The sequence below is a fragment of the Daejeonella sp. AP26 genome (genome assembly GCF_056680515.1).
Genome location: NZ_CM155286.1, coordinates 4,866,502 through 4,886,211, shown reverse-complemented (window position 1 = coordinate 4,886,211; position 19,710 = coordinate 4,866,502). Strand labels below are relative to the sequence as shown.

At 39.4% G+C, this 19,710-nt stretch carries 19 protein-coding genes; all 19 read left to right on the top strand.

What is annotated here, in order from left to right; translation table 11 throughout:
* Positions 1-16: 16 nt before the first annotated feature.
* The 19 genes from AC1MCB_RS20860 to AC1MCB_RS20770 all read left to right on the top strand — a co-directional run bounded on the left by AC1MCB_RS20860 (position 17) and on the right by AC1MCB_RS20770 (position 19,562).
* Complete coding sequence (locus AC1MCB_RS20860; RefSeq protein WP_479966664.1) at positions 17-850, top strand: O-fucosyltransferase family protein; 834 nt, start codon at positions 17-19, stop codon at positions 848-850.
* Positions 850-1,839: a glycosyltransferase family 10 domain-containing protein gene (locus AC1MCB_RS20855; protein ID WP_479966663.1), complete on the top strand. Its 990-nt coding sequence runs from the start codon at positions 850-852 to the stop codon at positions 1,837-1,839. Before AC1MCB_RS20860 ends, AC1MCB_RS20855 begins: the two co-directional genes overlap by 1 nt.
* Positions 1,840-1,851: 12 nt before the next feature.
* Positions 1,852-2,823, top strand: coding sequence for a hypothetical protein (locus tag AC1MCB_RS20850; RefSeq protein WP_479966662.1), 972 nt, complete (start codon positions 1,852-1,854; stop codon positions 2,821-2,823).
* A gap of 14 nt (positions 2,824-2,837) precedes the next feature.
* A complete protein-coding gene (locus AC1MCB_RS20845) occupies positions 2,838-3,788 on the top strand; it encodes a glycosyltransferase family 2 protein (protein WP_479966661.1) in 951 nt (316 codons plus the stop codon).
* Complete coding sequence (locus AC1MCB_RS20840; RefSeq protein WP_479966660.1) at positions 3,778-4,569, top strand: CmcI family methyltransferase; 792 nt, start codon at positions 3,778-3,780, stop codon at positions 4,567-4,569. Before AC1MCB_RS20845 ends, AC1MCB_RS20840 begins: the two co-directional genes overlap by 11 nt.
* Positions 4,570-5,556 (top strand): glycosyltransferase, encoded by a 987-nt coding sequence (locus AC1MCB_RS20835; RefSeq protein WP_479966659.1) that lies wholly within the window; start codon positions 4,570-4,572, stop codon positions 5,554-5,556.
* A 25-nt stretch (positions 5,557-5,581) separates the two neighbouring features.
* A complete protein-coding gene (locus tag AC1MCB_RS20830) occupies positions 5,582-6,790 on the top strand; it encodes a glycosyltransferase (RefSeq protein WP_479966658.1) in 1,209 nt (402 codons plus the stop codon).
* Positions 6,780-7,739: a hypothetical protein gene (locus tag AC1MCB_RS20825; RefSeq protein ID WP_479966657.1), complete on the top strand. Its 960-nt coding sequence runs from the start codon at positions 6,780-6,782 to the stop codon at positions 7,737-7,739. The genes AC1MCB_RS20830 and AC1MCB_RS20825 overlap by 11 nt, the downstream gene beginning before the upstream one ends.
* Positions 7,712-8,470, top strand: coding sequence for a glycosyltransferase family protein (locus AC1MCB_RS20820; protein ID WP_479966656.1), 759 nt, complete (start codon positions 7,712-7,714; stop codon positions 8,468-8,470). The genes AC1MCB_RS20825 and AC1MCB_RS20820 overlap by 28 nt, the downstream gene beginning before the upstream one ends.
* 11 nt (positions 8,471-8,481) lie before the next feature.
* Complete coding sequence (locus tag AC1MCB_RS20815; protein WP_479966655.1) at positions 8,482-9,741, top strand: glycosyltransferase family 4 protein; 1,260 nt, start codon at positions 8,482-8,484, stop codon at positions 9,739-9,741.
* A gap of 3 nt (positions 9,742-9,744) precedes the next feature.
* Entirely contained in the window at positions 9,745-11,040 is a 1,296-nt protein-coding gene (locus AC1MCB_RS20810; protein ID WP_479966654.1) for a glycosyltransferase family protein, read from the top strand.
* A 24-nt stretch (positions 11,041-11,064) separates the two neighbouring features.
* A complete protein-coding gene (locus AC1MCB_RS20805; RefSeq protein WP_479966653.1) occupies positions 11,065-12,291 on the top strand; it encodes a glycosyltransferase family 4 protein in 1,227 nt (408 codons plus the stop codon).
* Entirely contained in the window at positions 12,275-13,129 is an 855-nt protein-coding gene (locus AC1MCB_RS20800) for an FkbM family methyltransferase (protein WP_479966652.1), read from the top strand. Before AC1MCB_RS20805 ends, AC1MCB_RS20800 begins: the two co-directional genes overlap by 17 nt.
* A complete protein-coding gene (locus AC1MCB_RS20795; RefSeq protein ID WP_479966651.1) occupies positions 13,126-14,532 on the top strand; it encodes an exosortase Y-associated Wzy-like protein in 1,407 nt (468 codons plus the stop codon). Before AC1MCB_RS20800 ends, AC1MCB_RS20795 begins: the two co-directional genes overlap by 4 nt.
* Complete coding sequence (locus AC1MCB_RS20790) at positions 14,529-15,737, top strand: XrtY-associated glycosyltransferase XYAG1 (protein WP_479966650.1); 1,209 nt, start codon at positions 14,529-14,531, stop codon at positions 15,735-15,737. The genes AC1MCB_RS20795 and AC1MCB_RS20790 overlap by 4 nt, the downstream gene beginning before the upstream one ends.
* A complete protein-coding gene (locus AC1MCB_RS20785) occupies positions 15,730-16,353 on the top strand; it encodes a class I SAM-dependent methyltransferase (RefSeq protein WP_479966649.1) in 624 nt (207 codons plus the stop codon). The genes AC1MCB_RS20790 and AC1MCB_RS20785 overlap by 8 nt, the downstream gene beginning before the upstream one ends.
* A gap of 96 nt (positions 16,354-16,449) precedes the next feature.
* Positions 16,450-17,244: an FkbM family methyltransferase gene (locus tag AC1MCB_RS20780; RefSeq protein ID WP_479966648.1), complete on the top strand. Its 795-nt coding sequence runs from the start codon at positions 16,450-16,452 to the stop codon at positions 17,242-17,244.
* Positions 17,245-17,363: 119 nt separating this feature from the next.
* Positions 17,364-17,744 carry a helix-turn-helix domain-containing protein gene (locus AC1MCB_RS20775; protein ID WP_479966647.1) on the top strand — a complete coding sequence of 127 codons (381 nt, stop codon included), beginning with the start codon at positions 17,364-17,366 and terminating at the stop codon, positions 17,742-17,744.
* Between the two features lie 681 nt (positions 17,745-18,425).
* A complete protein-coding gene (locus tag AC1MCB_RS20770; RefSeq protein WP_479966646.1) occupies positions 18,426-19,562 on the top strand; it encodes an acyltransferase family protein in 1,137 nt (378 codons plus the stop codon).
* Positions 19,563-19,710 lie beyond the last annotated feature (148 nt).

The following is a 19,710-nucleotide window of genomic DNA, read 5'->3' as shown; positions in this document are numbered from 1 at the left end:
TTACTGATATAATTAATTGATCATAATAGAACCGATAGGCGGCCTGGCTAATAGAATGAGAGTCGTTGCTTCCGGAATTTGGCTCTCGAAAGAGTTACAGACTAAATTGATTGTCATTTGGAATGAGAATCATGAGCTAAATTGTCCGTATGCTTTACTATTTAAAGAAACCGGCCTTTTTCTTATCAAAAAAAAACAAAGAAAGTATCGATATGTCAAAAGTACAAATCAAATAACACAGAATTTATTAGGAAAAAGTTTGGTCAATAAGTTAATTGGAATTGACTATTGTATTCAGGAGCCAGATTTTAGCAATTTAATCTGGACTAATAAATTAGATATTTATGAAACTACTAAAAGCAACCGCGTGACATATATACAAACATGTCAGGAATTTGGAGATAACCTTTTTGCGTTTCAAACTTTTAAACCTATAGATTCCCTGCTCAGGAAGGCAGATCTTATTGCATCACGTTTTTCAGAATTTACAATTGGAGTGCACATCAGAAGAACCGATAATAAAAGTGCGATTGAACATAGTCCTACTGAGTTATTTATCAAAAGGATGAAAGACGAATTGTTTCTGAAAAGTGAAACTAACTTTTTCTTGTGCACTGATGATCCGGCAACAGAAACTAGGTTAAAAGATCTATTCGAAGGGAGAATTATCACACAAAATAAATCACTTGACAGGCAGACTATATCAGGAATACAGGATGCAGTAGTGGATATGTACTGCCTATCTAAAACCCGCAAAATTTTAGGTTCATACTGGAGTTCATTTTCTGACATTGCGGCCAGACTTAGTAATGTTCCGCTCGAGATTATAAAACAAATTCCGGCAGAATAATGAGTGACAAAACAAGTATAAAAATAAACTTTACCGATTTTTGGTCAGGATTTGACAAGAAAAATAATTTCTTTTACAACCTGCTAATTGAGAAATATCAAGTAACAATATCCGAAGATCCGGACTTGCTTTTCTATTCCGTTTATAGTTCTAATCACATTAAGTATAGGTGTACCAAAATTCTATTTACTGGAGAAAATCAGAGGCCCGATTTTGTTCTTTGCGACTTTGCTTTCAGTTTTGATTATTCCACAAATCCCAAAAACTATCGATTACCTCTATATGCACTATGGGAAGATGTAAATAGCTTAGTAAACAAAAAGCTTAACCCAAAAAGTATTTTGAACTCCAAAACTAAATTTTGCTGTTTTATAGTCTCGAATAACAAATGCGATGAAAGAAATCGATTCTTTTTAGAACTATCGAAATATAAGCATATTGATTCTGGCGGTTCAGTTTTCAACAATATTGGGGGGTTAGTTGAAAATAAAAGAGATTATATTAAGGAATATAAATTCGTTATCTCATTCGAAAATGCATCATATCCGGGCTATACGACAGAGAAAGTTTACGAACCCTTATTAGAATATTGTATTCCTATTTATTGGGGAAATCCCCGGGTAGGCCAAGACTTCAACACAAGGCGGTTTATCAATTGCCATGAGTATTCTTCCTTCAAAGACGTGATTGACCATGTAATAGAAGTGGATAATAACGATGATTTATATATGAAATATCTTTCTGAGCCAGCTTTCAAAAACGACGAAGTTAATGAACTGGTAAAAAAAGAAAATATCGAAAAACGGTTAAAAGAAATAGTCGACTACCATTTTGATGGCAGATTTAAAATTTATCCGGTACTCAGACCTGCATATTTTTATATTAGATGCAGGCAAAAGTATATTGAATTAAAGTTCAAGTCTTACAAATATTACCTTAATCGATTGGTGACAATTGCGAGATCATCCTTCCAACTGAATATATTGTAGCATAACAATTAAATGTCAACTCTTGGAAAATTAATATATAAGGTGTTTTACAAGCCCAAAAGTAAAAGAAATACCATTAACAAATTTGGCGGCAAGAAGAACTATGAATTGATGCTGGAAGCTGAAAGGGAGATGAAAAATTACGCCTTAAAAAAGTTAGAAATTCATAGCAGTTGTAATCAGGATGGAAAATATAAAATAAACTTTCTTACAGGTGATAAGCTCATTCATCAATCACTCTTCTGTGTTCACAGTTTTTTGCAATTTTTAGATGACGACGAATCGCGTGGCTTTTCAATTAATTTCTTCAGCGATGGCACACTGTCCGATTCAACTGTGAAAATCCTGCAAAACAGGTTTCCCCAGATTAAAATTATGAATTACGCTGAAACGCTGAGCTTATTGAATGATAGGCTACCTAAACATTGCTTTCCCTATTTAAACCAGAAGGTTGAAACCCTGCCACTTTTCAAAAAGCTTATTTTTACACATTTAGACAACTCAGGATTATCTACTTTTTTCGATTCCGACATGTTATTTTGGAGGAAACCAACGGACTTTCTGAATTGGCTATATCAACATGGAGACGATAGCAATCATGCATTTTGTATTCAAGACGTAAAAAGAAGTTACGGATATCCCGATGAAGACATATATAAGGTATGGCCGGTTCCTATCAACAACAACATAAATTCGGGAATGTATAGTATCCATAGTGCCAGGATGGATTTTAATTTTATTGAAGATCTTGTGAAAAACTTTGAAGAAAAACTGGGTTCGCAATATTATATGGAACAACTCATTACGTCCATCATTTTGGAACAGTCAGATAACTTATGTGTAGCGTCACGGGAAGATTACATCGTACTCCCAACCTTTGAGCAGGTTAGGGCTCAGAACGGCACGCTCCATCACTATGTAAATGAGTCAAAAGAGGTGTATTTCAAAGAGGCATGGAGAAAGCAAATCGAGAATGTTAATTAATAAGAGCCTTAACTGTGCATAATTATCCTTTAGTTTCAATCTGTATTCCCTGCTATAACGCGTCTAAATATATCAATGAGACTGTACAATGTTTATTAGAGCAGTCTTATCAAAACATTGAAATAATCATCGTAGATGATTCCTCAACTGATAGCACATGGTCTTATCTTAAAAATATATCAGATTCTCGGGTAAAAGTCCTGCAGCAAGAGAATAAAGGAGCAGCATCAGCCAGGAACTTGGCATACAGAAATTCTATTGGTTCTTTGGTTTTATTCTTTGATGCCGACGATCTGGTAGACCAGAATTATCTATATACTCAGGCGAAAACGTTAAATAAAAAAGAGGATTCGGTGGCTGTTGCCCCATGGGGGAGATTTATTAATGATGACTTAAGCACATTTAAACTTGTACCTAATCCACTGAATAATATGACACTTCAAAATTGGGTTGAAGAGTTTTGGTACAAGGCAAATCCAATGACTAACCCTGGCCGCATTTTAATCCCGAAAGAGATCATTGAAACCGCTGGTTTATGGAATGAAGAATTGAGTTTAAATGATGACCTGGAATTCTTTACCCGAATATTTGCTAATGCAAAAAGCATCATTTTTAACAACGACTGTTGCTTCTACTATCGCTCAGGGGTAAACGGATTGTCTACGAAGGATGATTCAATAGCTTATATGTCTTTATTCCGATCTCTTAAATTATCAACTGATTTAGTATCAAAAATTTACAAATCGGAATTTACCCAATTATCCTGCAATAATATATGGCAAAGCTTTATATACTTGGTCCATCCACAAGAAAAACAATTAGTCGCTCTCGCTAATCAAGAATTGCTGGGAAAAAAAAAACCGAATTTGGCATACCCCGCGGGAGGCTTTACTAAACTCTCTATTAAGCTCTTCGGTTGGAAATTTAGTAGTTCAATTAAATATCTTTTGAAAAATGGAATATAGTTTATCTGATTTTACAAGATCATATTTAAATGATGAAACAAATAACAATCGAATATTTGAAGATTTTACCAGGAAAACCAACTCAGTAGATTATCTTAAAAAGCATAGAGACTTTATTGAAGAATGGGATCTGGGTTTCGGGGATCGTGCTTTTGCTTACATGTGGCTATTAATCCTTCAATATATTAAAGATCAAAAGATCACAGGTGATTTTTTAGAAATTGGGGTTTTTAAAGGCCAGGTTATTTCGCTATGGTCATTGATCTCAAAGGAAATTAATTTTGACTCAAACATACTAGGCATAACACCCTTGGCAGGGAACTTAAAAATAACACACACACTCCTTAAAAATATTCTATATAAAATCTCTAGAAAATATCGAAAAAACGTTGATAGTGGTAATCACTATGAACAATTAGATTACCTGGAAATTATTAAAAAGTTATATGATTCGTTTGACTTGAATTTTGATCAAATTCAAATTTTTAAAGGATTCTCTACAGAACAAAATATTATTAATGAAGTAAAAAAGCATTCATTGTCTTTGCTCTATATTGATGGTGATCACACTTTTGATGGCGTATGTAAAGACCTGAAAAATTATAGCGGCCTCTTACAGAAGGGCGGTCTGTTAGTGATGGACGATGCATCATGCAATATACCCGGTACCAGTTTTTGGAAAGGACATCAATCAGTATCAGATGCTTGCAACATAATAGAGATATTAGGTTTCAAAAATGTTTTAAACGTTGGACACAACAGAATTTATCAAAGAATTTAGATGCCCCTTTGCAGAATATATTTCTTTACTTATAGACGCAATGAATTAGTGCCAAGAGCTATAAAAAGTATTATTGATCAAAGTTTCACGGATTGGATCTGTGAAGTACATAATGATTGTCCTAGTAATAAATTCCCCGAAGATTATATAAAATCCTTAAACGATCCTCGTTTCATCATTAAGAATCATGAAAGTAATTTGGGACCGACAAAAAGTTTCAGCCTTGCTTTTGAGGGCTGCAATGAAGATTATGTAAGCTTATTAGAGGATGACAATTGGTGGGAACCGGATTTCCTGTCGGAAATGATTAAAATCTTGAAGGATAACAAAAATGTAAACATTGCATGGAGTAATATGCAGCTGTGGCGGGAAACTAAGAATAGTGGATGGTTAAATGCCAATAAGACAACCTGGCCTAAAGATAATAAGAATCCGTACTACACATGGCCTTTTTATAGACAAGCAATGGGCGCCCTGCATTCAAACGGTGCAATGATATACAGAGGAAAATTTGCCAGGAATTATATAATTCCTGACAGCTGCAATTTCAGTATAATGGAAGCTGTTAGGGAAAGGACATTTGAATTTCCCATTTACTTATCAAATAAAGTATTGGCAAATTTTTCCCAAACTATAAAAACCAACCGTTCAGGAAATCGATTACTGTGGTCGAGTTGTCAAATCATGTTATTAGCCAGTTTCATTCAAGCCGGGAACGACAAAACCATTTTTAGCAAGACGTTATCCTATTACCGCAAGCAAAAGCCCAGCCCAATAGCCAATTTCTTTCTCGCTAATCTATTAATCATTAAGGATAAATCTTTCTATAAGCTTTTTAATTTCAATGACTGGCTGATAATTATCAGGTGGCTTATAAGAAATAGTATCCACCTAGGTTATGTAATAAAATTTTTAAAATCTCAAAAATCAGTATATCTCTTTCTACTAAAGTATACCATTTTAAGACATCGCGAAAATCTCAAATAAAAATTCCAAATGTCATTATTTATTGATGCCTAAAACAATAGCAATTGTCAGCCATTCACACCTATGCAGAAATCCGAGGGTATTAAAGGAGGCGATTGCTCTAGCTAAGGACAACTTTAAAGTGATCATACTTACTGCTGTTCACTCAGAAGAATTATACCAGGAAGATTTATCTTTAATATTGTCAAAAAATATTGAATATCAAGTCTATTCAGATCTTAGAAATAACGGTTTGAAAACATTTTATGATAGAGCTGTCATGAAATTTTTTATTCAATGGCAAAAGTTCACTGGCTTTGAAAGTAAATACACTTTAGGATATGGAGTTCAGAGATTAAAAGAACGGTGCAAAAAACTGAATGCCGCACTTTACATTATGCACCAGGAACTTCCAACCATTATTGGGTGCGAATTATTGAAAGAAAATTTCAATGTTGCATTTGACTTTGAAGACTGGTATTCAAAGGATCTTTTGCCTGAATCAAGAAAAAAGCGTCCCGTAAAACTACTTCGCAATTCAGAGGGCTATGCCTTAAAAAATGGATCGTTCGTTGTAACGACTTCTTTTGCTCTCGCAAAAAAGCTATCAGTATTTTACAATTCTCCTTTGCCTGATGTCATTTACAACGTATTCCCCACTTCCGGATCTAATTTGTCCTCGCTATCATTTAAAATTCCTCTAAAATTATTCTGGTTTTCGCAAACAATAGGAAGGGGCAGGGGTATTGAAGAGTTTATACAGATCATCAATAAATTTAAGGTTAAATTAGAGCTTCATCTGCTTGGAAGTATTCATCAAAACTATAGATCAGACATCAGCAACCTGTTATCTGCTAACCATTCAATTCATTTCCATGACCTGATTGATGAACGAAACCTGCCAGGTAAAATCAGTTCGTTTGACATTGGTTTAGCCTTAGAAAAAACAGAGCCTTTAAGCCGGAATTACACGATTACAAATAAATTCTTTCAATACCTCCAGGCTGGATTACCCATCATATCAACCGAGACTTGCGGGCAAAAAGAAGTCTTTTCCAGGTTTAGTCCGGGTTTCCAGCTTCCCCAGAACCCTGATGCTAAACAAACTGCTGCTCTTGAAGACTGGCTAAGTGATCCGGAAAAGCTGGCAGAAGCAAAAAAGAACGCAGACCTTACCTCTCAATATTATAATTGGGAAACTGAATCAAGTAAATTATCAGCTATTGTTAATAAGGCCATTAATAATGGACGTTAGCTTGCAGATCAACCTCGCGCCCGGAGATCTGCCTCATGCCAGGCATATTCTGAAAGAGCAATTGCTTATTCTTGCGGGGCAGGTAAATGAAATAATTCTAACCGTCGATACAAAACCTGCCAAAGGCCGGTTTGCTAGCGGCTGGGCAGAAAACAAGGATGAGCTGAACTCTTTTCTATGTGAGGATATCCTGCCGCACTTCCCAGTGCGTGTGATACCTGTTGATTATTCTATAATCGTCAAAAAGGCGGTTGCGCAGTATTTCTTCGGCTCGGACCAAATTTTTGAAAAAGATTTTAGAGGAGGGCCGTTCTACGCCTACTTTTTCGGCCTTTTCTCAGCTTCCAATGACCTCGTTTTACATCTCGACTCAGATATTTTTCTTGGCGGGGGCAGCCAGACCTGGCTGGAAGAAGCAAAAGAACTATTTGAGAAATATAAGGGACTTCTAACTGTATCTCCTCTTCCGGGACCGCCACACCCGGAGGAAAAGTTGATTGATCAATCTGTGGTGAAAAAGCTTGCACCCTATACATTCCAAATAGCCGGAATGAGCACCCGGATCTTCATGATCGACAAAAGTAAATTCGCAAAGCAGAAACTGGTGGCTATAAAACCGGCATTGCGTTACCGGCTGAAAGCGCTCATTGAAGGTAATGACGGAGCTGCTTTACCAGAACATATCATTTCAGTCTTTATGCAGCAGCAGCAATTAAATAGAATAGATTTCCTTGGCACCGGGACAGGCCTATGGTCTTTGCACCCGCCCTATCGAAATGCTGATTTTTATGCACGGCTTCCTGAAATTATAGAGATGATAAAAACTAATGACCTTCCGGAAAGCCAGGCGGGCTTTTACGACCTGGTAGACGATGTATGTGACTGGACGGATGCCAGGGAAAGTTTGAAAAGTAACCGCTGGTGGAAAAGAATTATAACGAACCTGTGAAGACTTCCACGGATTCAAATCACACTTTGGTGATCATGGTATCCATTGGCGAGCGAACGCACCTGTCAGATGTCACCTATTCACGAATAGCTTCCTGGGCATCCAGGCATGGGTATTCCAGTATATTACTTAAGAAACCGTTCGTTGATGATCTGAAAAGGAGCCCGCATTTTACAAAACTCATGGTACATAAGATCATGCCTGGTTTTGACAGGTATATTATTGTTGATGATGATTTGTTATTAAATAGCGACGCTCCACCCATGCAGGTTGTTCCCAAAGGTTTTGTAGGCTTATGCAGGGATGGGGTACAAGAAAACACAAAAGCTCCTCATGTAAAGTGGACCGCAAACACGGGATTCATAGTTTGTGATTGTGAAGCCTTACCTCTGCTCGAAGCAGCCTATAAAGAAGGGGTTTATAAGTACAACGGTATGGACGAAGATGAAAAAGGGATATGGGGGCCTTTTGATCAGGGTACGCTAAACAACGTCGTCTTTAGGAATAATAAAGCGTTCGAACTCGACTGGCGCTGGAATTACCAGGCGGTAATTGATTTTTATATTAAAGGGAAGGGCTGGAATGCCTGGCGAAGCCAAAGATCCTACAGAATAGGATATTACTTCAGCCTCTTAATTCCTTTTCATAAAAACAGAAGACTGATAAAAAGCACTTACGGCATCCATATGACAATGGGGGTTTATCCCCGTTTCTTTTCCAGGTTCCATTGATTGAAGCAGCTATGAAATGTAGCGTATCTCATCCTAACATTGCTCCATATATCAAGCAAAGCATCCTTGCCTACCAGGAAAAAGGGATGCTGCATACTTTCTACACTTCCTTTTACCAGCATAAAGAGTATCCGTTCAGCAAAACGCTCATCCGGCTTTTTCCACGTCTGGCACAAGAATTTAAAAGACGTAATATTGACGAAGTTGAGTACCGGTACTTAAAAGGCAATCCGCTACCTGAACTATTACGGGTATTTGCCGCGCGGTTCTTAAGTCCGCGGATCATGAACAGGATCTGGCAGCGTAATGAAGTTCATTTCGACCGCTGGGTGGCCGCTGATCTGAAGCAAAGGATCCAATGGGTGCATACCTATGAACACGCTGCCCTTGCCACCATTAGAAAAGCTAACGAATTCAATATTCCCTCCTTTTACGAACAGCCCAGCCAGCATCACTCCTACCTTAGCAAGATCCTGGAAGCTGAACTGATGAAGTACCCGGAACTAAAAGGAGATGTTTCAGAGCTGATGAATGATCGCATGGCTGAAAAATGTAACAGACGCAAAGATCTGGAGTTGAAAGAATGTGACTATATTATTTGTAATTCAAGCTTCACTCAAAAGACTTTAGAAATGGCAGGGATTGATCCTGCAAAGGTGATCATGATCCCGCTTGGCTTTCCGCAGGCTGAACAGCGGGTACCGGAAAAAGAACCGGCTCAAAAGCTGACATTCCTGTTTGCCGGGAACCAGAACATCAGGAAGGGCGTCCACTTATTATTCGAGGCCTGGAAGATCTGCAATTTTGATCCGGTAAAAGCTGAACTGATTGTGGTGGGAAAAAATCACCTTCCCGCCTCCTTCAGGCAAAACCTGCCATCGTCCGTGAAATTTATCCGAAATCTTCCCCAGGATAAATTGAATGATCATTACCGAAATGCTCATGTTTTTGTACTTCCAACCCTCGCCGATGGCTTTGGGATGGTGATCTCGGAGGCAATGGCTAAAGGGCTCACTGTGCTAACCACGACAAGCTCGGGCGGTCCGGATATTATCAGGCATCGTGAGAATGGATTATTGGTGGAAGCCGCGGATGTTCCATCTTTAGTAACCCAATTAAAATGGTGCTTTGATCATCCTAAAGAGTTAGCCAAGATCGGCAATAACGCATTGGAAACTGCCCGGGCTTACCCCTGGTCGAGCTACCGGGATAAGTTAAGAAAAGAGGTTTTGACCAGGGTTAATAAATACCAAAAAGTGAACGTAGAATAAATTTTGAAACGGGTTCTCATTATCTCGCCTTACTTCCCTCCTTCGAATGCCGCGGATATGCAGCGCGTCAGAATGAGCCTGCCTTATTTCGAAGATAATGGTTGGGCAGCTGAGGTGGTTTGTGTAGACCCAATTTACTCTGAAATGTTAAAAGATGACCTTCTGCTGGAAAGCATACCAGATGGCATCATCATTCACCAGGTAAAGGCACTTTCAAAAAACTGGACCGGCAAATTCGGACTGGGAAGTCTTGCTTTACGTTCCCTGTGGTTTTACAGGCAAAAAGTAAATGCTCTGCTCAGGGCGAAAAGATACGACCTGATCTATTTTTCTACAACGCAGTTTCCTCTTTGTATCCTTGGAACGTACTGGAAAAAGAAATTTAAGGTCCCTTATGTAATCGACATGCAGGACCCCTGGCATTCGGAATATTACCGGGATAAACCTAAAAGCCAGCGGCCCCCTAAATATTGGTTCTCATACCGCTTGAATAAATGGCTGGAACCTTTGGCTATGAAAAGTGCGGGAGGTCTTATAAGCGTCTCTGATCAATATATTACCGACCTTAAGAACCGTTATCAAGCGATTAAAGACATTCCTTCTGCCACGATTACCTTTGGAGCTTTTGAAAAGGATTGGGAAATCGCTAATACCCATGTTGCCGAAATGAATCTGAAGGTACAAGCGGTCGCAGGAAAGATAAATGTGCTTTATATAGGGCGTGGCGGATATGATATGCATAAAGCTATTCAGCCAGTATTTGAAATGCTCTCAGTGGGGTTGAAAAAGAATTCTTCCCTATTTTCAAAATTTCATTTCCATTTTTTAGGGACCAGCTATGCCGCAGCCGGAAAGGGAACTCCTACTATCTTGCCCTTAGCAGAAGAGTACAATATCAGCGCACATGTAAGCGAATCAACTGACAGAATAGGCTTTTATGAAACCCTGGCTACCCTGGAGCAATCGGACATCGTTTTTATTCCCGCCTCGGATGATCCAAAATACACTGCTTCAAAACTTTATCCTTATATTATGAGTCTGAAACCCCTGGTTGCAATCATACATGAGGAAAGCAACGCGGTAGAAATTTTACAAAAATGCAGTCCTAATGCTGAAGTTTTCACTTTTCCAGATCGGGAAGGTAATTTGGTACAGCGCCTGTACCATCTATTTGAATTGTGGGGCGCGGAAAAATTTCCTCAGATGTTTATTGAACAGTCTGAATTTGAAACATATAAAGCGGGCAATATGACCAGACTACAATGTAGCCTGTTTAATAAGGTGACCGGCTCGAACTGACTAATTTAATACAAGGAACTGCTCTTGAAAAAACTAGCCATCGTCAGTACCCACCCGATTCAATATTATGCCCCAATCTTCCAGTTGCTGAATCAACGAAGGAAGATCGAAATTAAAGTGTTTTATACATGGGGAGAAGGAAGCTCTAAAAAACACGATCCGGGCTTTGGTAAGACTATCGTGTGGGATCTGCCTCTTTTGGAAAATTATAACTATGAATGGGCACTGAACACCGCGAAAGAACCCGGATCACACCATTTTTCGGGAATCAAAAACCCGGAGCTGATCCAAGAGATCACGGCATGGCGACCCGATGCGGTGCTGATTTTTGGTTGGGCCTACATCAGTCACTTAAAGATCATCCGACATTTCTATAATAAGTTACCGGTTTATTTTCGCGGGGATTCCACCTTGCTCGATCGTACTCCAAGTCTCAAATCCCTGGTTAAACCGTGGTTTTTAAGATGGGTGTACAGACACGTTGACCTCGCTTTCTATGTAGGATCAGCCAACAAGGAATATTTTAAAAGATATGGCCTTAAGGAAAATCAGCTTGTTTTTGCGCCGCATGCTATTGACAATGACCGTTTTGCGGAAGATCGCAGTTCTGAAGCTGTAAGCCTGCGAAGTAAATTAGGCATCGCACCCGATGAAATACTGGTGTTGTTTGCCGGGAAACTCGGAAAAAAGAAGGATCCGCAAATATTACTGCAAGCTTTCTCAGCATTAAATAAGCCGAATGTTCATTTATTGTTTGCCGGAAACGGGGAAATGGAGGAGGAGCTAAAGAGGGTAAGTGCTTCGACTCCGCTCAGCATGACAACTTCGACTCTCCCGAAAAAAGATCGGGACAGGCTGCTCAGCATAACAAAGGAGCGAATTCACTTTATGGATTTTCAAAATCAGACGCAGATGCCGGTGCTTTACCAGGCCTGTGATCTGTTCTGCCTACCATCAGTGGGCCCGGAAACATGGGGGTTGGCTATTAGCGAAGCAATGGCCTGCGGAAAAGCAATACTCGCATCTGACCGTGCCGGTTGCAAAGCTGATCTCGTGAAACCGGGCATTAATGGGTCTATTTTCAAGTGCGGAAACCTGGAAGATCTGAAACAAAAATTGGATAAGCTGACAATTAGCAAACAGCTACTCGCTGCGTTTGGGGCGAAGTCAAAAGAAATGATTTCCGGCTGGAATTTTCTTAATATCGCAGAAGCTTTGGAAGAACAGGTAAATAATGGATCGCAAGGATAAGATCAAGTTAGTTTTTAGCCGGAACTGGAAATTGCCCGGAAGGGAAAGGATCTCGAGATTCCTAAAATTATCAGATGGCTTCAACCACCATTTCAAAAACGGGATCACGTGGCTCAATGAAGAGCCCATTGCTATTCACGCCACGACTAATAATTATATCGAGAGTGTTATCCTTAACAGCGGCACCTATGAAGCCGAGATAGAAAAACTCATCTCCATTTCACTAAGAGCTGGCGATAATGCACTGGACATCGGTGCCAACATTGGATTACAAAGTTTAAGAATGTCACGATATGTCGGCGAGGGCGGTAAAATTTTAGCGTTTGAACCCATTGAGTATCTGCAGCAGAAGTTCAGTAAGAACATTGAACTTAACCGCGCTAAAAACGTGACGCTTCTGCCCTTTGCCCTTTCCAATTATGAGGATATCGTAGAATTTGCGGTCGACGAAAATTCATGGAACCAGGGAACATTCAGTTTATCAACAAGTAACCAGGGAGTTAAAACACAAATGGTGCCGATTAAAATTGCTGATCAATTAACTGAAATTAGCTCATTGAGTACTCTTGCACTTATCAAAATCGATGTAGAAGGCTTTGAATTTAATGTATTAAAGGGTTTGGAAAACACTCTGCAACAATTCAGACCAAGAATTATTTTTGAGTACGACGGAAATTATTGGAGCCGCAATAATCAGTCTATAGTTGAATGTTACAAATTTTTAAATGATTTAGATTACCGGCTCTACCAGATCTATCCGGTGGGCTGCGAAATGATCAATAAACCCGAAGACATTAAAAGCGGCAACCTCTTTTGCATCCCCGAAAATAGAATATGAGCCTGAGGCCCGAACGGTATTTGCTTCTGTTAATTCCCTGGATCTTAAGCCTCCTATTTGCAGCTATACCGGTGATCTCTTACCTACTGGCCTGGTCGGGATCATTCTTTATCTTTTACATCAGCATGCGCGGGCTCATCAAACCAATTCCCGCCGATCTCAAATTCAGTGAGCAGCTGATGCGTCCCCTATTTCTGCCACACATCATATTCGCGGGTTATATGTGTTCAACATCCATATTCTACTTTATGAATGTTCTCGGATATAATAACTTCATTGCCCCTCCGCCAAACTATTTTGTAGATCAATACCAATTGGAAGCTGTGGCTCAATGCCAGCGCTTCTACTCCCTTGCACACGCTGCTTTTGTCACGGGCGTCCTGGCACATATGAATTACCTGCAAAAGCCTAAATACTATCTCGACATTAAGGATACTGCTAGTTTCATACTACTATCCGCAGTAGTCCTGCTACCCTTATCCAACCTGTTTTTGTTTATTCCGGGCCTCAGGCAGTTTTACATTCAGTTTCAAAATTTAAGTTTCATCGCGGGCACCCTGGCATTTGCGTTTGCCATTCCTCTAAAAAAACCGATCAACACCGTACTTAGTGGGATTCTTTTTGTTACGAACGTTTCCCAGGCACTATTAACTGGCTTTAAAGAACCAATAATTATCAGCTTCCTGGTACTAGGCATATTTCTCTATCCATTTTATAAAAAGCTGGTGATGATCAGTTTTGTACCCATGATTCTCATCATGTTTGTTTTATTACCTACTTATGCGAGGGTGTTCCGGGAAAATGCCTGGTCTGGCGAAGAAACCGTTGAAGACGCGTCCGAGCTTGCGATAGATGCTGTTCTCAATCAGTCGGATGAAGAAGCCGATAATTCGAACTGGGGTTTCTTTACCAACCGTCTGAGTGAGATCGGGATGTTCACGATTTATACTAACAGCACGCCTGGTAGAGTTGACTATTACGGCATTCAAATAGCGCAACAGGCTGTGATGGCGATCATTCCAAGAGTTTTCTGGCCTGGCAAGCCGGTCACTGAGAATATGATCATGGAGAGGGTCTATGACGCTGGAGTAGTCTATCGGGGTTCAATAGTCTCGGCAAAACCACCACTAATTGTAGATGCTTATCTCTCGGGCGGAAACATAGGGATCGTCATCACCCTTTTTCTATATGGTTCATTTATGCAGTTAATATCCATTAGGGCAGAAAAATTATTCGGAGGATATATCATTGGAACCGCGATGGTGTTTTCAGGACTTTTTCAGATCATGTGGCGGGGCAACGCTTTTGAATTTATTGCGAACTCGGTTATGTGGAGTTTTTTTTCAATGCTGGTTATATTCTGGGCATTGAAGTACTTTAAGATCATTAAAGAAATAACTTGAATATCCTCCAGATTAATGCGTCATACAAGCCAGCGTATATCTATGGCGGGCCAACCATGTCGGTTTCGAAGTTAAGTGAGGAACTGGTTAAAGCAGGGAAAGATGTGGAGGTGTACACGACAACGGCAAACGGTGAAACTGAACTAAATGTTCAAGCCGGCAAAAAGACTGTTGTAGAAGGTGTGCCGGTTACTTACTTCCGGCGAATTACAACAGGAAACAGTCACTTCTCTCCTGCTCTGTTAATATCTCTCTGGAAAAAACTTAAGCGCCAGCGCCCCGAAATAAAAGCATCTTCAAATCTTCAAATCTCTAAATCTTCAAATGCACCTGCCATTATTCACATTCATGCCTGGTGGAATTTTGTGTCTGTCGGGGCCTGTTTTATAGCATTGCTACTTTCGAGGACAGTTATTTTATCTCCACGCGGCACGCTGAGTAACTATTCATTCGGTAATAGAACCATTTTGCTTAAAAACATATTTCATCAAATCGTTGGCAAGCGGCTGCTTAATCGCTGCCATTTCCATGTGACCACTGAAAAAGAAAAGCTCGACTTATTCAAGTTACTTAATCCAAGATCGATCACAGTGATCCCCAATTTCGTAAAAATGGGCTTTGACTTTTCGAACCAACCTCTAAAAATAAGGGTAGATCATGAGCCCTTCGAGTTGATTTTTCTTTCCCGGGTTGAAGAAAAAAAAGGACTGGACATATTGTTTAACGCTTTAACACAGATCAGGTTTTCATATAACCTCACAATTGCAGGAACCGGTGATGCTGACTATATTTTGTTTCTTAAATCCATGGCTGCAAAGCTGAACCTTACCGAAAGGATAAACTGGATCGGTCAGCAGGGCGGTGAGCAAAAGTTCGAAATTCTGAATGAGCATGACCTAATGGTGCTGCCATCACATGATGAGAGCTTTGCCAACGTAGTAATTGAAAGCCTGTCTGTTGGAACGCCTGTGTTGATCAGTAAAAAAGTTGGTTTATCTGATTATGTAAGTTCAAATCGTTTTGGCTGGGAATATGAAAGCACTGCGGAACGCTTAACCACAGAACTTACCGACGCATTTAATGACGTGGAGAAAAGAAATGCTATTCGTAAGACTGCCCCTCAACAGATTGCAATAGATTTCAATGACCAACACCTATTAGCCAAATATTTATCAATGTATCAAACGATTGGAGCGTATGTCTGAGTACATTGATTTTGGATTCGAGAATGCTGCTGGGTCTCATTCCCATACCTATCTTTCAAAACCCTTGTTGAAGCTCCTCGGTGCTAATAAGAAACAAGTGATACTGGACCTAGGATGTGGGAACGGCTCCCTGACACGCTTATTAATAGAAGATGGGTACAATGCCTATGGTACAGATGCCTCTCAAAAAGGTATCGAAATTGCCCGGAAATTTTATCCGGATCGCTTCGCTGTCCAAAACCTGGAAAGTGATGAGCTTCCACCTGAATTAAGGGAAATAAAATTCAATACGATCATCTCCACAGAAGTTATTGAACACCTTTATCACCCGGCAAAGCTTATCCAGTTCGCAAAGACGGTGCTCCTAAGAAATGGCGGGGGCGATCTTATCATTTCCACACCATATCACGGATATCTGAAAAATCTTTTCATTTCAATAACTGGTAAATGGGACAGCCACATGCCGCCACAATGGGATGGCGGGCATATCAAAATGTGGTCACGGAAAACTTTAACCAGGCTATTGGAGGAAGAAGGTTTACGGGTAGCTGATTTTAAAGGATGCGGAAGAGTGCCTTATCTGTGGAAATCGATGATGATTAAAGCAGGAATATAATTATATCGATTGACCATGCGACAATACCGTAAATCCCTATTACTTCATCCTAAACATAAATGGATTTTTCGGGCCATTAAATATACCTGTGGGTAAATGAAAGCTTTTATAAAGAAGAATATTACTCCCCACGGTGTGATTTATCAAGCCTGTGAACTCATGAATAATTTTATTCGAAATGATTTAGTATGCGCATTCTTAAACAATTATATGCGATGGGACCCGCATCCCTGGGAGTATGATATTGTGAACGCATATGCTAACGCTAATCAGAACATCCAATTTCTCCAGATAGGATCTAATAACGGTAAAAACAATGATCCTTTACACGACTATATTAAGCGTTTTGAATGGAAGGGAATTTTGGTGGAACCTGTCCCTTATATTTTCGAGGAATTGAAAAATAACTATTCCGACTTTTGGGCTAACCTTTCTTTCGAAAATGTCGCTATTGCAAATAGCAGTGGGCAACAGAAATTCTACAGTTTAAAAAAGAGTACTATTCCCGGGCTTCCAGTCTGGTATGATCAGTTAGGTTCATTTAATAAAAACATCATCTATAATCACCGGGGATCAATACCATTTTTTGATGACCTGATTACTGATGAATTAGTAAATACGATGACCTTTCAGGATTTATTGGATAAATATTCAATCAGGCAGTTGAATGTGCTCCACATTGATACCGAGGGTTATGATTATGAAATAATAAAAATGGTTCCACTGGCTGAGTTGAAAGTTGATGTTATCATGTTTGAGCATAAACACTTATCAAATAACGATTACAGGCAAGCTCTTATGATTTTATATAAATATGGCTATAGGATCGGCACTAAACACGGGTTGGATACCATTGCAATTCATAAGACCGTTTACAGAACACTTCGTTAATTGCAGGTTGTCCTGATTTTACATCAGAACTGCAATTATTAGGCTCCTCGCTGTTATAAAACAACGGATCTGAACTTGTATATTTATAATATATATTTGACGCATCAAACTTTAAAGCTATGTCTGAAACCGCAACTCACATTGGAAGAAAAATTGGCCGCATCCGTGAGCTTCGTGGCATGAAGCAGGAGGCTCTGGCTGTGGAACTGGGTATCAGTCAGCAGGCGGTTTCTAAGATGGAGCAAAGTAATGATGTCGAAGAAGAAGTATTGGAAAAAGTTGCTAATATTCTGAAGGTGCCTGCTGAAGCAATTAAGAATTTCAGCGATGAAGCTGTTTTTAATATCATTTCAAATAACTTCTCAGATAGTAGCTCTAATAATAATAATTATATCTGTACTATCAATCCTCTTGATAAAATCATTGAGCTTTATGAGCGCCTTCTCCAAAGTGAAAGAGAAAAAGTAGATTTACTGAAAGAAATAAAAGGTGGAAAATAGCCAGGTCTCCTTGACCTATTCTGAAAGTGGTATCTTCTATCCTTCACCCTAAAGAAGTATTCCGAACTCAATATTCATTAGTAGTAATCAAACCCGCGTTTTGTCTATAAGCGGGCATCCTTATATACACAGTTCCGATCAAATCAAACACGGATTTACAACTGTGCAACCTGCACAGATACAGACGCCTTCCTTGAACATTCAATTAAAAAACTAACACCTCGCCCTGGCTGCTAATTAATCCTCATAATCCTGATCAAATCGAGCAAGACTCCAGCTCGAGATCTATCACGTGCTATCAGCATTCTCTTCTAAAGTGGATCAGGTAAGCAATTATTTCGCTGGTTTTCGATGCTTACTCCCAGTTTACATGAGTTGTTAAGCAATCTGAACTCATCTGGCTTCATAAGCCAATCATCAATCACTCTTTGAAATGTTAGGGTTTATTGTTATTGAGTAATTATGTTAACTTGATAAGGGCTATCAACCTTTTTAATTGCCTAAAGATGAACGACTCCACCTGGCGGTCAAAATAATCTCGCCCCCCGCCCGTTAAAGCAATTGTCGCAACGTTATTTGTGAATTACATTAATAGAAAAGGTATTGACTCTGGATTTTACAATCTTAGTTTAATGGAAAGTAATATCTTTAAAACCTATCTAAGAGAATATATATATACGAATGAGTTCACCTTCTAAGAATACCCGTTTCCAGGAATTAGATGCTTTACGGGGAATTGCAGCACTGATGGTTATGCTATTTCATTTTACCATCAGACGACCTGAGGCAGAGCTGGGTTTCAAACTGGGAACAACTGGCGTTGACTTGTTCTTTATGATCAGCGGATTTGTCATTTTCATGAGTTTACTAAAAACGACAAAAAGCACCGATTTTCTTCTTAACAGGCTCGTCAGGTTATACCCGACCTATTGGGCTTCGGTTACTTTCACCTTCATCTTATTTGTAATTGCTTCTCTATATGTGAACGCACCTGAGCGGATAACCATCGCCGGCTATTTGGGAAATATGTCGATGTTCCAGTTTTACCTGGATATTCAGAATCTTGACGGTTCGTACTGGACCATGATCATTGAAATGATTTTTTATGCGGGGATCTGGTTCCTGTTTCATTTCAAATTACTCCATCACGTAAATAAGATTGGGATACTTCTATGTGTTGCTACGGCCGTATCTGTTCAGTTTTTCTTTCATCATGAACTGGTTAAAGACACACTTTCCGGGGTTCCCCTTCTTCAGTACATTCCCCTGTTTTTTGCAGGGACCATTTTTTATAAGATCCATTTAGGTAAAACTGATCTGCTCCAAAACTATCTGATCATCATCTTATGCCTGATCAGTCAAATTTCATTATTCAATATTGCGGGCCACTCGTTTGAGTATATCAACACATTCGAGTATGTAGGTATGTTACTATTATATTTCATGGTATTCACGCTGTTCGTTAACCAAAAATTAGCATTTATTGTTAACCCGGGTACCCTGTTTTTGGGCAGGATCTCATTTGCATTGTACTTAACCCACCAGTATGTCTCATACAAGTTTATTTTTCCTCTTTTTTACGACAAACTAAATCTGGGATTCTGGCCGGCTGCTCTTATTGCATTCATCATATGTATAGGGATAGCGACATTCATTACCTATGTGATAGAAGTACCGGCCACCAAAAAACTAAAAACAATGCTATTCCCGGTCGGCATTCCGCATCCACTTCGTGAGTCTAAAGACTTAAAAACTGAGATTGCATATATCAAAGAACAACCGCCACTGATTAAGAAACAGGTTGTACACCATCTATAACACCCAGGTTTTATCAACATCTTTTATTCGTTGAGCTGAACTGCAAAGAGTTGTTTTCTATTGTTATTCTCCCGGATGCCGTGATCCGCCATGTTTACACTTCAAATAGCTCCTGCTCGCGGGAGTATTAAATGATACTTCTACTGAC